Genomic DNA, 16557 nt, shown 5'->3' with positions numbered 1-16557 from the left:
ATGTTCAAGACTTCATCAGTGTGAACATTGCTTTGACCGAGCCGCATTTAGGGCAACCCCAATCTTCCGGCACATCTTCCCACCGAGTACCTGGCGCAATACCCTGTCTCGGATCACCGACCGCTTCATCATAAATATGACCACATGTTTTGCACTTATACTTTCTGTATTCTGCCATTCTCTTTTCTCCATTATGCATGACGGGTTAAAAGCAGGACGATTGTAGCCCAAGGCATTAGCGAAAAAAACCACGATTATTGTGGCGAATCCAGCCGAACATCCACAAAGCCCCACCCAATAGCAGCCGCACCCTTTTACTCAGTGTTTTTCATTTTAATCTAATTTTAAGGTTTATTTTCATAGCTAAGCCTCTGCACATCCACTAGAATTAGACTCAATTTTGTATATGGCCCAGCATTCTGGACATCTGGAGTTTATTTTGATCCCCGAAAACAAGTCTTTTGATAGTAGCTTTGAGGTGTTTTTGGCGGACACCTTGGAAAGCAAGCAAATTCATTACAACCTTAGATATCAAGTTTATTGTGATGAAATGGGATTTGAAGACAAAGATCAATTCCCCGAACAAATGGAAATTGATGCCTGGGACGATTCGGCAGTCCATTTTTTGGTCAGACATAGAAAGTCAGGCCACTGGCTGGGTGGTCTGCGTTTGGTTTTCAACAAACACGATGCCTTTCCCTTCGAAAACTTAACTCAGCCGTACCGGGAAATCTCCCTGGCCGAACGCGAAGTTTCAGTGGAAATGTCGAGATTATGCGTCATCAAGGAAGCAAGACGTTTTCCTGCTAAGCGCTTCGCCCCCTATGGACTGCCTGAACAAGAAATTAGCGAAGAAAACGATAAAATCAAATCGATTTATAACTATAAAAATCAGACTAGAAGTTTAATGTGGGGATTGTTTCGCGCCGCCGCAGTCTACTGCGCCGAAAACAACATTGATTACTGGTATTTCATCGTTGCACCCGCATTGGCTTGGTTCATACGCAAAGAAGGATTTGAATTCCAACAAATCGCCGACGCTTGCGAACACAGAGGTCTGCGAACACCTTACCAAATATCCATTGAAAACATTCTCGCCAATCGTTTATGGCAGAAAGACTACAAGCAACACTTTTCCTGCTATTCCGACCTGGAAAAGGAATTTGCCGTTCCCAAACGGGCAGCTCAAAGCTAATCATGCAAACTAGTTTGAAGGATTTATTGCCAATCCGCTTTGATACGCAATATCTCCGGCATGATTTCAATAAAAACCCTCATTAAGCGCGGGTCCAGGTGACTGCCTGCGGCTTGCCGCATCACTCTTAACGTCTCCTCGAGCGGCCAAGGTTCCTTATAAGGCCTTTTGGTCGTCAACGCATCGAACACATCGGCAATGGCCACGATCCGTGCGGCCTCAGGAATCTCTTCGCCAGCCAGCCCCATAGGATAACCGGTGCCATCCCATTTTTCATGATGATGACGCGCAATGACGGCCGCCATTTTGATGACCGGATTGTCGCTTTTGCTGAGAATGTCATAGCCGATTTCAGAATGCGACTTCATGACCTCCCACTCTTCAGCGGTAAGCGCGCGCCGCGCCTTCAAGATACTGTGAGGTATGCCAATCTTGCCGGTGTCATGCGTAGGCGCCGCCAGTTCCATCATCTCGACTTCAGCCGGCGACCAGCCGGCCGCCCGCGCCAATGCCGCGGAATAGGCCGCCATCCGCCAAATGTGCTCACCGGTATAGGGATCATTATAATGGCCGGCCTCGCCCAACATTTCGATAGCGGCACGCGCCAACGCGTCCAGCTGCTCCACCTTGACCAGGGACAGGTGCGTTTGCACCCGTCGCAGCACGATGGGGCCGGAAACCGGTTTTTGAATATAATCCACCGCACCGACATCGAAACCACGCGCTTCGTCTTCGACCTCGCTCATCGCCGTGACGAAGATCACCGGTATATGCGCAGTTGCCGTATCCTGCTTCAAATGCCTGCATACCTGATAACCGTCCATGCCAGGCATCATGATGTCCAATAAGATGATATCCGGCCGATGTTCCTGGGCCGCGGCCAGAGCTTTCTCGCCATTGATCGCAAACAGCAACTCAAAACGGCCCTTCAAAATCTGCTGCAACACCTTCAGGTTGTTCGGCTCATCATCAACCAACAGTACCTTGTAACTTTCTTTCATGAATTTCTCTCTTGCGCTTGCGCATCCGCATTGCAGCGCTCCAACAGTTTTTGCGCCAAAACCCTTGCGGCATCGAAATCGAAGTTGTCCACTTCATGTTTTAGCGTATTGAGCTCGCCTTCATCCAAACTGGATTCCAGCTCATGCAATATCGGTTCTACCCGATCCGGGTTCAAGGCATCCAGCGCAAGCAATAACCTCCGCAAAACAGCGACTCGCTGGTTCATGTCGACACTCCGATTATCGGTGCGCGCCGTTTTTTCCGGCAATTGCAAACACTCGATCGCAGAGGCAGCCGCCTTCAGGGCGACATCCAGCGCAGCAAAATCCGCCGTCAAATTTTCGCCGTCTCCCGCTTTCAGTTTTTCATCCAGACCGAGTGTCAAATCCGTCACTTCAATCAGGGCCAAATTACCGGCAACCCCCTTGAGACCATGGGCAATACGCTCTATCGCAGCCAGCTCGCCTGGGTTTTGTGCAAACAGGGCGGCCATGCGCGCAGCGTCGCCCCTGTGTTCTTGTGCGAAGCTTCGCAACGCATGAGCATAGGCTAGAGACTCGCGCCACCGCTTCAGTGCTTTTGCCGTATCCGCAACCGACGCCAGCGGCGAGAAATCGATCTCCACTTCCGGCTTAGCAAACACATTGCCTTCCGCTCTTGTTTGGCCAACGCCTTCAGGCGCCAGCGCTTCCATTTGCTCCAATAACTGATTGATATCGATAGGCTTGCCGACGATGGCATCCATGCCGGCTTCGGTGCATTGAGCCATTTCATGCTGCAATACACTGGCCGTCAATGCCAGTATCGGTATCCGCTGACGCCCCCCCTGCTCCAGCTGACGTATTCGCCTGGTTGCATTGATGCCATCCAAAACCGGCATTTGCAAATCCATCAAGATCAAATCAAAATCACCCTGCTCGAATGCATCCACGGCTTCCTGACCATTTTTCACCCAAATTACCTGATGCCCTTGCTGCTCCAGGCGCAAACGCGCCAAGGTCGCATTGGCCTCGATATCTTCCGCCAACAACACCTTGAAAGCACGCGGTGAAAAATAATCCAAGGTCTGTTGCGAATGCTCTTGGTAAAGGCAACTTTCTTGTTGACTTGTTTCAGGTAATCGAATCGTGAAATGAAAAGTCGAGCCCACGCCTAGCTTACTCTCCACCCATATCCGCCCCCCCATCATCTCGACGATTTGCTTGCTGATCGTGGTACCCAAGCCCGTCCCCCCGAAACGACGGCTAGTCGTCGTATCGGCCTGCGAGAAGGAATCGAAGATTTTTTCGGTCTGCTCGGCCGTCATGCCGATACCAGTATCGCTGATGGCAAAATGCAGCATGTCTTCGCCTTCGGCCCGCTGGATTGACACCGTTATTGTCCCGGTTTCGGTAAACTTCACCGCATTGCCGACCAGATTCAAAATGACCTGCCGCAAGCGATTGGGATCGCCGCTAAAAAATTGAGGCAATTCAGGGGTTATATGCAATTCAATTTTAAGTCCTTTCTCGGATGCACGCAGACCGATGGTCTGGAGGGTTTCCTGCACCGCGAATGGCAGATTGAAGCAAACCGACTCCAGTTCGACCTTGCCGGCCTCGATTTTGGAAAAATCCAAAATATCGTTGATCACGTTCAATAAATGGCGAGCGGAACTGAGGATGGTGCGCACATGTTCGCGCGCATCGGCAGGTAATGCGCTATTTTGCAAGGCCACTTCGGCGAAACCGATGATGGTATTCATCGGCGTGCGTATCTCATGACTCATGTTCGCCAAGAAATTGGCTTTGGCCTTGGCCGCTGCCTCGGCGGCTTCCTTGGCCTGGCGTAGCTCCTGCTCGACCTGCTTTTGCTGCGTAATATCGGCAATAAAGCCGACGAAAATGTGCCGGCCTTCGGAGATGATGCCGTGACCTACCGCCAGATTGGCGGGAAACACGCCGCCATCCTTGCGCTGCGCCACGACCTCTCGTTCCATGCCCAGGATTTTGGCCTGATTGGTTTGCAAGAAGCGCTGAATGTAATTGTCATGCTCGGAAGCAAAGGGCTCGGGCATCAGCAACGAGACATTTTTGCCAAGCACTTCCTCCGCCTTCCACCCGAACAATCTTTCCGCCGCCGGGTTGAATACGCGAATGGCGCCGCTGGCATCGATCGAAATCACACCATTGACCGCAGTCTGCACGATGGCTTGCACTTCGGTAGTCGCCATCGCCACCAAGGATTCTAAATGCTCCCGATATTCGATCAACTCCGCTTCGGCGGCCTTGCGTTCGGTGATGTCGGTAATCGAACCTATCATTCTCACCGGATTGCCGCTTTCGTCACGCAAGGCTTCGCCGCGATCCAATACCCAGCGATAACTACCATCCTTGTGCCGCAAACGGATTTCTGCGGCGTAACGCTCGTTATGCTCCAGATGCCGCTTGAATGCCTGGCTGGCACGTGCCTTGTCCTCGGGATGGATGAGTTCGAAGAAAATCGATTCGACATTGGGCAGTTCGCCATCGCCATAACCCAGGATGGTATTCCAGCGCGGCGACAGGTAATACTCATGGGTGACGATGTTCCAGTCCCAGATGCCATCGTTGACGGCGCGCTCCGCCAGCATGTAGCGTTCCTGACTATTGCTCAAGGCTTGCGTGCGCTCCAAGACCTTGGCCTCCAGATTACGCTGAGAGTCCGCCAGCGCATCGGTCATTTGATTAAATGATTCGGCGAGTTCCGATATTTCATCGAGCCCTTTCACGTCTGCGCGAATCGAATGATTTCCCCTGCTGATCTTGCGCGCGGCATCGGTCAGACGGACTATCGGACTGACGATGCGCCTGGCCAGCAACCTTGCCACCACGGCCGCAATGATGATGAACAGAAACATCGCGACGAGGATGCGTCTTTCCAATGCATGGACCGGTGCAAAGGCTTCATGCTGGTCGATATGCGCCATGATGCAACCGCCGCCGATTTCCGGCACGTAGCGAAACCCGTGGATGACGGCTTGCCTGCGATAGTCCTCATCCAATAGCTCGCTATTTTGTCGGCCCAGGCATAGCTGCATTGGTGGCGCAGAAATCGGATGGCTATGGCCTTGCTCGCTGGCATAGCGAGCCTCGGTCACGAAAAATCCCGCGCTGTCGGCCAAAAAAACTTCGCCGGTTTGTCCCAATTCGGCCGACGGGGTAAAAATTGCTTGCAACAGGCTGACGGGATAGCTCACCTGTAACTGAAACGACGAACGTCGATCACGGACGATGACCGAGTAGGTTCGAGCCTGTTGCGACGATGACGGCGAAACCCAAACCAATTGCTCGGGCTGAAATACCGCCATCCCCCCGTCAATATCGGCCGGCGCTCCCACCCTTAAACCGTGCTCGCCATGCTCCTGAAACAAGAACGCTCCGCTAGCGCCCTCGGTATGGAGATAATCACGCAAAACACCGGTTGCACACTCTTGCTGCAGTGTAGCGCTGCCGGCGGCACATTTATGTAAAAGATCATCCAACAATAGATTGGCGCGCGCATGCGTTTGCGCCAGCACCCGATTCAATTGCTGATGACGATTGTCGGCAATTTGACCGACCAGTTTGATCCTGTCGCTACGAATGGATTCGATGGAAAAACGATAAGCCATCCAGCCTATCACCCACGTCGGCACCAGAATCAATAATGACAACAGGATAATAAGACGTTTTTGCAGCATGCCGGCCCCCCATCCATTTATTGGTTTCCGATTATGACATGCGCGCCGAGAAAATGAGCCTTTAGATAGCCTCACGCACAGCGGAAACCGACTTCAATACGCCGACAACTCAAGGCTTCCGGCCACTTCCTGCAGTCGCTGCGGCGTGCCGATATCACACCATAAGCCCCCGAAATATTCGCCGCTGACTTTACCCATCCGCATGGCCTGCTGCAAAAGCGGCCGCAATTTTAGCGCTTGACCGACTTTTACCTCGGCAAACAATGCGGGGTCATAAACCCCGATCCCGCTGAACGTCAGTTTTTGCGCCCCCTGTTCCGACAAGAAACCTGTTTCTTGCAGACAAAAATCACCTTGTGGATGATGTGGCGGATTGTCGATCAAGACCAGATGCGCCAGTTCTATCGACCGCTTTCGTAAGCTAGCCAAGGGATAATCGAACAGGATATCGGCATTCACGACTAAAAAAGGACTGTCGCCCAACAAGGGCAAGGCTTTGGCGATCCCGCCAGCGGTTTCCAGCGCCGTTTGCCCCTCGTCGGAATATTGAATGGACGCCTGCCATCGACTGCCGTCGCCGCAATACTCGATGATCTGGTGGCCGAGATAGGCTACATTGATGACGATGTCGACAAACCCGGCGGCGACCAAATTTTCCAGGCAATATTCGATCAAGGCCTTGTCCGCCAGTTTCAACAAAGGCTTGGGCTTGCTGTCGGTCAATGGCCGCATGCGCTCGCCCCGGCCTGCCGCAAGTATCATGGCTTTCATAATTTTGCTTGATAAATCGGTAAAATTTGTTGCTGCAAAAAGGCGTTGAACTCCGCCAATTCCGGATATGCATTGCATACGTCTGCGACATAGCCCATCGTGCGCGGAATGTCGGCCAAATAACCGGGCTTGTCGTCGCGCAAATCCAAACGAGAAAAAATGCCGATGGCTTTCAAATGCCGCTGCAGTCCCATCCAATCGAACCAGCGTCTGAACTGGGCGAAGTCCACGCTCAGCAGTTCGGCTTGAACCAAACGCTGAAAATAGCGTTGCAACCAACTTTGAATGCGCGACTGCGGCCAGCGGACATAACAATCACGCAGCAGGGATACGAGATCATAGGTAACCGGGCCAACCACCGCATCTTGAAAGTCAATCACCCCAGGCTCCGCGTCTTCATCCAGCAACATCAGATTCCGGGAATGGAAATCCCGATGCACGCAAACCAGGGGCTGCTCCAATGCCGAGCCGATCAGGCAATCGTTCAGCCTTTGCCGAACCGAAACCGGCAGCACAATGCCCAAGCGTTTTTCCATGAACCATTCATGAAAAATGCCCAACTCCCTGCTCAACAGGGCCTGGTCGTATTCGGGCAAGCCACAGTCATGCGGCTCGATTCGGCTTTGCAAGCGATACAAGCTGTCCAGTGCCTTCTGATACAAGCGATCGACATTGTCATCCCGCAAGCCATCCAGATAGGATTGGCTACCGAAATCTTCCAGCAACAAAAACCCCTGCTCCAGATTCTGCTGAAAAATTTCCGGGACATGGATTTGGGCTGCGGCAAACAACGCGGCATTGCGAACGAAAGGCACGATGTTTTCCCTATCCGGCGGCGCATCCATCACGATATGACAGCCACCGGCATGATAAATCCTGAAATAACGTCTAAAGCTGGCATCACTGGATGCAGGCTCGATTTTTTTGATCTGAAGATCAAGGTCGCCAGTCAGCCACTGCAGCAACGCATGAGCTCGCGGATCGGAATTGGGATAGCACATTATTTATAAACTGCAAAGCAACCTAAGGTAAAATGAGCCGGCATTTTATTCGATTTCCATTCCGCTAAGTTAATTTAGCCGCCAGCCTCGATATGAATCTTAGGTTTTATACAATTTATTTAGCATTGTTATCCTTTACGGAAGTCGCTCTGGCCGCCAACAATGCGGCCTGGAATTGCGAGCAAGGCAAAAACGGCGAATGGACATGTTTGAATCAAGGCCAAAATACCCCGGAAACCGCGCAACCGAAAGTCATTAGCCCAGAAAAACCCGCGGTAGCCAGTCAGCAAACGCCGCCGGCGGCAGTCCCGCAGCAACCCGCGGCCGCCACACCGGCGCAAGCTATCGAGCACGTGCAAACCAATCGGCCCGGCGAAGACGAAGCGGCCAAACCCGCCAGCAAACCCGAAAAGCTGCACGCCAAAATCAGCGAAAGCCAGAAACCCGTGCTGGAAAAGCTCCCCGCTCGTAGCGCATCCGCACCGCAAAAGGTACAGAATCAGGGCTGGACTTGTAAATCGGGCGATGAGACCAAGAACTGGAATTGCAACCTGTCCGGCCCCGATCCCAAAGGCGAGGCGCAAATCGTAGCCGACACCGAGACCAGCTCCACCTGGTTGACGCCGGCTTATAGCCAGCAACAAGAACGGACGTTTCAGACCCTGCGCGCAGAATTCGAGCAGGACCCCTGGCAAAACTGTTCGGATTGGTCCGCTAAAAAAATCAAACACAAAACCACCTCCAGCAAGGACCGAGATAGCGCTGATACGGACGTCACCGCCGACTTTTCCGAAATATTCGATGGCGAGGTTTTAAGTTTTACCGGCAATGTCGATTTGAACCGCGCCGACCAGCACCTGATGGCGGATAAAGCCAGTTACGATACGGTCGCCGATACCATGGACGCTCAAGGCAACGTCATTTACAGCGAATCTACCCTGGCTCTGGCCAGCGATACGGCCTCGCTCAGTCTAGGCAAGGACCAAGCCCGTCTCAGGAAAACCCAATTCATCAACGCCGAAGCACCATTACGCGGCACCGCCGACGTCATGTATCGCGACAGCAAAACCCTTTCGCGTTATCACCATGCCTCATTTACCAGTTGTCAGCCTGGCAATCAGGACTGGGTCGCGCATGCCGAGCGGGTCAAAATGAACCGCGAAACCGGCAAGGGTTCGGCCAAAAACGCCTGGCTGGAGTTCAAAGGCGTGCCGGTGCTGTACACTCCGTACATTTCGTTTCCTATTGATGATCGCCGCACGAGCGGTTTATTGGCTCCGACCTTTGGCAACACGCAGCGTAACGGTTTTGATTTCGCGGCACCGTTTTACTGGAATATTGCCCCTAATTTCGACACCACCATCACGCCGCGCTACATGGAAAAACGCGGCGGCATGCTGCGCAACAAGCTGCGTTACCTGACCGAAACCTCGCAAGGCAGTTTGGGTACCGAAATCCTGCCCCATGACGAGCTAAGAGGCGGAACCCGTTATTCCGCTTCTTTCAAGGACAATAGCCGCTTTACCGAGAGTTTGAGCACCCTCACCGATTTAAATTACGTTTCGGATGACGAATACATCAATGACATGAATAACGCGCTAGGTTTTCAACAAACCAACCGCTTCTTGCCCAGCACGGCTTATGCTTATTATTCCGGCTTGCCCAAGACGTCATTCTCGACCGGCATCAATCATTACGAATCCCTGGATAAAACGCTCACCGCCAACGACATGCCTTACGACATGCTGCCGCGGGTGAACCTGAACTTCGGCCATGAATTCGAGAAGATGCCGATCAGCCTGGCCATGAACAATGAATACACGCATTTCTATCATGATGTCCGAGTCAACGGCCAACGTTTCAACCTGGCGCCCTCGATAAGCACGCCGCTGGAGTCCAGCGCCGGCTTTTTCATCCCCAAAATCACCGGCCAATACACCCAGTACCAGTTTACCAATCAAGCGACGCCTAACCAGCCGGATAGCGTAAGCCGCATGCTGCCGATTTTCTCGGTGGACAGTGGCTTAATGTTCGAGAAAGACATCAACCTTGGCGGCTCGGGTTATACCCATACCCTGGAGCCAAGGGCGTTTTATCTGTACATCCCGCGCAAGGATCAGAGCGATATTCCGCTGTTCGACACGGCCGCCTACGATACCAACTTCTACAGTTTGTTTCGGGAAAACCGCTTCAGCGGCGTTGACAGGATTCAAGACGCCAACCAAATTACACTGGCCGGCACGACTCGCCTGATCGACTCCCAAACCGGACTTGAACCCCTGAAGCTCAGCCTGGGTCAGGTCATTTATTTTCAGGATAGAAGCGTCGACTTGGAATATTTAGCGGACAATCGGGCTGCGGAAAACAGCACGACCTCAAATTTTGTCGGCGAAATGAGCGGCCAAATGACCAAACATTTGTCTTATTCGACCGGCGCGCAATGGGATCCGATTGAAAACGGCTTCTCCCGCGCACAAGGCGTATTGAGATACCGCAATCAACCGGGTCAGATTTTCGACATCGGCTATCGCTGGCGTAACTATAATCCCGCCGATCTTTATCAATTCGGCAGCACCGACATTTCGCAGTCGGACATTTCCTTCCGCTGGCCACTTGCCGCTGGCTGGTACGGCCTAGGCCGCTGGCAATACTCGTTCAATTTCGACAAGACCACCGAAAGCTTCATTGGTATCGAAAAGGAAACCTGCTGCTGGCGTTTACGCGTGATTGGCCGCCGCTACATCAACGGTGCCAATACCACCAACATCTTGGATCCCGACGCCAAGCCGGAAAACGCATTTTTCGTTCAGCTGGAATTGAAAGGCTTGACCAGCTTCGGCGACCAAGTCGACACCTTCCTGCAACGCAACTTGAACGGTTATCGTCCGTACGATGATTTTGAAGATTAAACTCGATATGCTCAAACACTTGCTCGTTATTGCCGGGTTATTGCTGCCTCTGTTGCCCGCACAGGTTCATGCGCAAACCCTGGATCGCATCGTCGCGGTCGTGGAAGATGACGTGATACTGGAACGCGAGCTCGCTGTCGAAGTCGCCGCTGTCAGCAATAAATTGCGCGGCAACAATGTAATGATGCCACCCGAGTTTGTCTTGAGAAAGCAAGTATTGGAGCGCATGATCGTCGACAAGCTGCAACGTCAGCTCGCGGCTCGCTCCGGGATTCAGGTTAGCGAGGAAATGCTCAGAAGCTCGGTGACTGAAATCGCGGGGCGAAACAACCTGTCGGTGGAAAGCTTCAAACAAGAACTTGCCAATCAGGGCATGGATTACAAGGCCTTTGAAGAAAACTTGCGCAACGAGATCATCATCAACCAGCTGCGCGGCCGCGAAATCGGCGCCCGCGTGAAGGTGACCGATGCAGAGGTCAACCACTACCTGGAAACCCAAAGCAAGGCCGGCGCCTCCAACACGCAGTATCATTTGGGACATATTTTGGTTTCCGTACCTTCCGGTGCTTCCGCGAGCGTGATCCAGAAAGCCCAGGAAAAGGCCGATCGCCTCGTGGCCGAATTACGTAGCGGCAAGGATTTCAAGGAAACCGCGATCAGCGCCTCCGACGATGACCACGCCCTGAAAGGCGGGGACTTGGGCTGGCGTAGCATTGGCCAAATACCCACCCTGTTCACCGACATCGTGACGACGATGACGCAAGGCGACATTTCCGATCCGATTCGCAGCCCCAGCGGATTCCATATCATCAAAATGCTGGAAACTGAAGGCTCTGCCCAACATATCGTCACCAAAACCAAGGTCCGGCATATCCTGATCAAGACCAACGAACTGGTCGATGATGACGAAGCACGAAAGCGTTTGCTGGTGCTGAAGGAGCGTATCCGCGATGGCGACGATTTCGCCACACTGGCCCGTGCCCACTCGGACGACAAAGGCTCGGCAATCAACGGCGGCTCGCTGGATTGGGTCGGCCCTGGCGCCCTGGTGCCGCCCTTTGAAGAGGCGATGAACAAGCTGGATATCAATCAAATCAGCGAACCGGTACAGACCCAGTTTGGCTGGCACATCATTCAAGTGCTGGGACGCGAAAATCAGGACAACAGCGACCAATTCAGAAAGGACAAGATCCGGGACGAAATCCGCAAGCGCAAAATCGAGGAAGAAACCGAATTATGGCTGCGGCGCTTACGCGATGAGGCCTACGTGGAAATTGATATGGATAGACTTTAATCAGGAATTGAAGAACATGCACGTTCACCCCCGCAAGCTGGAAAAACTCAAGAAGCGTCTGCAACATGTGCTAAAACAAGCCAACCTTGACGCACAGCGCGCCGTGGTGCAACAAATCGGCAAAGACATGGCGATAGCCCCACTGGATTGTGCCGCCGCCCTGCTCTACATCGGCCAACCGCATTTGTTCCAGAATCCGCGCGAGCAACAGGAGCCGGAGAACACCATTGCTCCACCACCAGCATTCAAGGGGCCTGCTTATCGGAATGTACGCTATCGCCTGGATGTAGGCACCAGCCATCGCATCACCGAAGAGCAAGTATTGGCGGTGTTGATTGAAGAATCGGGCGTTGACAGGAAACGCATTGCCCGCCTGGACATGCGCGACACTTACACGCTGGTCGACCTGCCGGACGGCATGCCGGCCGACATCTTTCAGTTATTGAGCGAAGCAACGCTAGACGGGCGCCCGCTGAATATCAAACGCGTCAAATCCAACCGCAGAAAATTGCGGGAAATCAAACGCGCCAGCGACTGAAGCGGAAAAAATCCTAATCGAGCCAAGGGTTCGGTCAAGCCTCGCAAGCGGGGAAGATTTATCATCAGTGCAATAGCTAAAGCAATCTCACGCCCCAGCGTGGTTTGGAAGTGAAAAAGCTTTAGCTTTTTCCAAGCGTGCCGTCGTTTAGCCCGCGACTTTCAGAGTAACGCTGATGAAGATGGACATCGTCCCGGCAAATGAAAATCGTCTTCAGGGTAAGGTTGCTTGCCGGACAGGCCGCCGTGAATACATCCATGTAGGCTCGACGGCGGCATCCTTGCCGCCGACGCCTGTCCAACAAGCAACCGCACCCTCACATTTTGCTACTTTCAGAGTAATTTTTCTGTAGGAGCGACGCCCCGTCGCGACAATAGACTTCGCATCGAGACTATGCGTCGCTCCCACCAGCATGACTTTCGCAGTAATGTTGCCTACATCGTCAAACGCAGTCCTATCCAGGCTGCCCGCGGCGCACCGACGCCGACAAACCGAGCGTTTTCGTTTTCCTCCAGCCCCAGTCCTTGCAATACTTCGCCGGTTTCGGCCCAGGCGCCGAAGTTGGCGTAATCGCGATCGAACAAGTTGTTGACTCGACCGAACAAGGCCACATGCTCGTTGAAGCGGTATTCGCTGCGTAGATTGAAAATGACGAAAGCTGGAATCTTGGCGGTCAGATTGGCTTCGTCGCCGCGCAGGTATTGCGAACTGTTGTAGTTCATGTCGAAGCCCAGCGTCCATTCCGGAACGATATCGTAATCCGCGCTGAACTTGGCTTGATGCGCCGGGATGCCGGGTATTTTGTTGCCGGGGCGAACTTGCGTGACGCCATCCACCGCATTGGGATGAGCGCCGTTCGGACTGCCAAAGGAAGATTGGTAGGTGGCATCGATGAAGGTGTAATTGGCCGTCCAGCGCAAGCGATCGTCGAAAAACAAGCCCGACAGCCCCGCTTCCGCGCCTTGGCGCTGGGTTTTGCCGACGTTTTCGAAATACCCCATGCCGTTGACGGCGCCGTTGCCCTGCCAAAGGATGTCGTTGTTGTTGATGACATGGAAAAAGCCGGCGTTCCAATGCATGCGGCCAAACGGCAATTGTTTCAAATCGCCGCGAAAGCCCGCTTCCCAGCTATTGGCCACCACCTGTTCCAACGGTGGATCGGCCACGAAGGCATTCGGCAGTTTACAAGGATTGTTTGGGTCCGCGCAGCTCAACTCCATCGGGGTCGGCACCCTGGACGATTCGCTGTAGTTGCCGTAGAACGTCAGCTCGGGCATGAAGGCATAGGTCAAGCCTGCGGCCGGATTGATACGGTTGAAGGTATGATAGCCAGTCAGATTCTCGTCCGGATCGTCGCCCGGAAATTGATCCTTCAACTCCAGATGCGTGATGTTGTAGCGGCCAGAAACCGTCACATCCAGTTTATCGGTCACGGACAGGGTATCGGTCAGGAACACACCGTAGTTATTGGTCTCGGTATTCAAACGTACTCGAGACTCCTGCAGCAACACGCCGCCCGCCCTGACGCCGCGATCACTGGTCAAGCTGCCCAGCTCGGTATCGGCGCGATAATGCGCCGTGCTGTGATCGTAACTCGCCCCGCCGATCAACTGGTTGTTCATGCCGAAAATCTTGTGATGAAAGGCGTTTTGCAGCGCAAAGCCGAAGGATTGTTGCGTGGTTTCCGACGTGTTGATGGTACCGCCTTCAAGGGCCTCGTCTTCCAAAACCCGATTACCGTCCATCGCCACCAAAGGTTCGTCATCTTCACACAAGAAATCGGTTCCATCGACCTCACAGTCATCAAACTCGCTGCCATCGCCGTTATAGGTACTGATCTTGTTGCGACGGTAATAAGCCGTGCCGGACAACTGGTTCTGGTCGTTCAGCCAGGTATCGCCGTCCAGCGACACCATGAACAAACGGTTGCGCGTCAGATCGGGATGGGTGAAGACCTTGTCGCGGCCGAAGGCCAGCAACTCCTCGGGAATCGCGCCGTTACCGCGCAATTCGTTCTCGGTGCCGGCAAAATTCAAATCCAGGCTGGATTGACTGCCGCGCCAGCTCAAGGTGCCGAAACCGCGCTTGGCCTCGCTACGCGAATGATCGCGCCAGCCTTCCTCGGAGAAATTGCTGAAGTCGGCAAAGTAACCCCAGGTGCCGTTGTTCCAGCCGCTGCTGAGTTCTTCCGAATGCCTGTCCCAGGAACCGCCCTGCACTTCCAACTGATGTTTGGGCGACGAAAAGCCGGTCTTGGTATTGACGGTGATGGACCCACCCAAGGCGTTCAAACCGAAGGCCGGGTTGGAAGCGGGTTGCAAGGCCATGTTCTCGATGGCGCCCTGCGGAATCAAATCCCAGTTGATCATGTCGCCGAAAGGTTCGTTGAAACGAACGCCGTTCACATAGACCGCCATGCCGGCCGGCAAGCCCATCAGGGGCGACGCGCTGAAGCCGCGATATTGGATATCCGGCTGCAAGGGATTGTTTTGCGCATCGTTGATATTGACGCTACCCATGTAGCGATTCATGTAATCCGCCAGCGATATTGCCTGCGACCGTTGTAGCCCCTCGGCCGTGGTGGTTTGCACATTGGCGGGAATTTTGTTGATATCCACACCGCCGAATTGCAATGGCGATACCGCCACCACTTCGACATTCTCCAACGCCTCGGCGTCGCTGGTCAGCTCCTCGGCAATGGCTTCCGCCAGCGGTAACATCGCAAACCAGGGCAACAGCCCCAGGGCAAGTCTCTTCATCGGATATACCTTCTTTGCAAATTCCTACATGATAAGCCCCGCCGCCGTCACCAGAATACACGCGACAAAAAAAGGAATTTTTCCCATGCATTGTTTGTGCATTCGGCAAACTTGCGGACGCACTATCCGCCACTCGGCCATTTCGGATTATTTGCCCCATCATCGAGGCCGGCGGAGTAAAATAGCCCGTCAAAACTTCGAAAAGCCCTTTCCCTATCAGGCATCATGACTATTCAATACATCAACCACGCCGACCAGTTACCCGCGTTGTGCGAGCAAATCAGCCAGGAACCCTGGATCGCGCTCGATACAGAATTCTTGCGAGAAAAAATTTATTACCCCAAATTCTGTCTGCTTCAAATTGCGGCTCCCGGCTGGGTCGCCTGCGTGGACCCATTGAGCATCACCGATCTGGGTCCGCTGTTCACCGCCATCTACAACCCTTCCATCACCAAGGTGCTGCATTCCTGCCGCCAGGACCTGGAGATTTTTTACCAGCTTACCGGTCGAATCCCGGAGCCCATTTTCGATACGCAAATCGCCGCGCCGCTACTTGGTTTTCAGGAAAATCCCGGCTACGCGATGCTGGTTTCGAGTTTTTTGAACATCAACCTGAACAAAGCCCATACCCGCACCGACTGGTCCGCGCGACCGCTCAGCGACGACCAGATCCAATATGCCGCCGACGACGTGATCTATTTGTGCAAGATTTACACGATGATGTGCGAGCAACTGGACAAATTGGGCCGGCTGAATTGGCTGGACAACGATTTTGCGCTGTTGAACGACCCGGAGCTGTATCAGTTGTCGCCGGAAAATGCCTGGCTGCGCATCCGCGGCAAAAACAAGCTCACCGGGCGGCAACTGTCCATTTTGCAAAGCTTGAGCGAATGGCGCGAACGCACCGCGCAAAGCGAAAACAAGCCACGCAACTGGCTGTTCCCGGATGACATGCTCTTGGAACTGGCCAAACTGCAGCCCGTAACCCTGGCCGATCTAGCCAAAATTCGCAATATCAACGAACGCAGCGCCAACCGTTACGGCAAAGTGTTATGCGAGCTGATAGCCTCGGCCCGCCAAACCCCACCGAAACCGCTGAAGGAAAAAGAACGTCCCATCAAGAAAACTCACCAGCACGAAGCCATCATCGACGTGCTGAGCGCCGTGGTACGCATACGTGCCGAGGAAAATTCCTTGAACCCGGTCATACTCGCCACCCGCAATGAGTTGGAACAACTGCTGTTCGGCGAAGAAGACTGTCCTTTGCTGCACGGCTGGCGCTACAACATGGCGGGCCGGGAGTTGCAAGGCCTGCTGCAAGGCCAGTACACCCTCAGCCTGACCCCTGACACGGTCGTCATACGCCCCGCCGTGGATTAGCAAGCCAA

The 16557-nt window shown here is 53.6% G+C and carries 11 protein-coding genes; 5 read left to right on the top strand and 6 right to left on the bottom strand.

Annotated features, from left to right (window positions below):
• Positions 1-4: 4 nt before the first annotated feature.
• Positions 5-178, bottom strand: coding sequence for a rubredoxin (locus NM686_RS03285; protein WP_255186461.1), 174 nt, complete (start codon positions 176-178; stop codon positions 5-7).
• A 228-nt stretch (positions 179-406) separates the two neighbouring features.
• On the opposite strand from NM686_RS03285, the gene NM686_RS03280 reads away from it, so the two are divergent.
• Positions 407-1195 (top strand): PEP-CTERM/exosortase system-associated acyltransferase, encoded by a 789-nt coding sequence (locus NM686_RS03280; protein ID WP_269022351.1) that lies wholly within the window; start codon positions 407-409, stop codon positions 1193-1195.
• Positions 1196-1218: 23 nt separating this feature from the next.
• Here NM686_RS03280 and NM686_RS03275 read toward each other — a convergent pair whose 3' ends face one another.
• The 4 genes from NM686_RS03275 to NM686_RS03260 all read right to left on the bottom strand — a co-directional run bounded on the left by NM686_RS03275 (position 1219) and on the right by NM686_RS03260 (position 7669).
• Positions 1219-2196 carry a response regulator gene (locus NM686_RS03275; protein ID WP_255186459.1) on the bottom strand — a complete coding sequence of 326 codons (978 nt, stop codon included), beginning with the start codon at positions 2194-2196 and terminating at the stop codon, positions 1219-1221.
• Positions 2193-5897 (bottom strand): PAS domain S-box protein, encoded by a 3705-nt coding sequence (locus NM686_RS03270; RefSeq protein ID WP_255186458.1) that lies wholly within the window; start codon positions 5895-5897, stop codon positions 2193-2195. Before NM686_RS03270 ends, NM686_RS03275 begins: the two co-directional genes overlap by 4 nt.
• Positions 5898-5990: 93 nt before the next feature.
• Complete coding sequence (gene murU / locus NM686_RS03265) at positions 5991-6668, bottom strand: N-acetylmuramate alpha-1-phosphate uridylyltransferase MurU (protein WP_269022349.1); 678 nt, start codon at positions 6666-6668, stop codon at positions 5991-5993.
• Entirely contained in the window at positions 6665-7669 is a 1005-nt protein-coding gene (locus NM686_RS03260; RefSeq protein WP_255186456.1) for an aminoglycoside phosphotransferase family protein, read from the bottom strand. Before NM686_RS03260 ends, murU begins: the two co-directional genes overlap by 4 nt.
• Before the next feature lie 92 nt (positions 7670-7761).
• Between NM686_RS03260 and NM686_RS03255 the strand changes: the two genes are divergently transcribed.
• Genes NM686_RS03255 through NM686_RS03245 form a run of 3 tightly spaced genes read left to right on the top strand, consistent with a single transcriptional unit; the run spans position 7762 to position 12410 of the window.
• Positions 7762-10578, top strand: a complete 2817-nt coding sequence (locus NM686_RS03255) for an LPS-assembly protein LptD (protein ID WP_269022347.1) — start codon at positions 7762-7764, stop codon at positions 10576-10578.
• Between the two features lie 7 nt (positions 10579-10585).
• Positions 10586-11872, top strand: coding sequence for a peptidylprolyl isomerase (locus tag NM686_RS03250; RefSeq protein WP_255186454.1), 1287 nt, complete (start codon positions 10586-10588; stop codon positions 11870-11872).
• A gap of 16 nt (positions 11873-11888) precedes the next feature.
• Positions 11889-12410 carry a DbpA RNA binding domain-containing protein gene (locus NM686_RS03245; RefSeq protein WP_255186453.1) on the top strand — a complete coding sequence of 174 codons (522 nt, stop codon included), beginning with the start codon at positions 11889-11891 and terminating at the stop codon, positions 12408-12410.
• A gap of 434 nt (positions 12411-12844) precedes the next feature.
• Here NM686_RS03245 and NM686_RS03240 read toward each other — a convergent pair whose 3' ends face one another.
• A complete protein-coding gene (locus NM686_RS03240) occupies positions 12845-15169 on the bottom strand; it encodes a TonB-dependent receptor (protein WP_255186452.1) in 2325 nt (774 codons plus the stop codon).
• Between the two features lie 225 nt (positions 15170-15394).
• Here NM686_RS03240 and rnd point away from each other — a divergent pair, with 225 nt between their 5' ends.
• Positions 15395-16549 carry a ribonuclease D gene (gene rnd, locus NM686_RS03235; protein ID WP_255186451.1) on the top strand — a complete coding sequence of 385 codons (1155 nt, stop codon included), beginning with the start codon at positions 15395-15397 and terminating at the stop codon, positions 16547-16549.
• The last annotated feature ends 8 nt before the right edge of the window (positions 16550-16557 follow it).

Origin of the sequence: Methylomonas rapida (assembly GCF_024360925.2) — a bacterium.
Taxonomy (GTDB): Bacteria; Pseudomonadota; Gammaproteobacteria; order Methylococcales; family Methylomonadaceae; genus Methylomonas; species Methylomonas rapida.
Note: the sequence above shows the minus strand (reverse complement) of the source record. Positions and strands in the feature narration are given on the sequence as shown.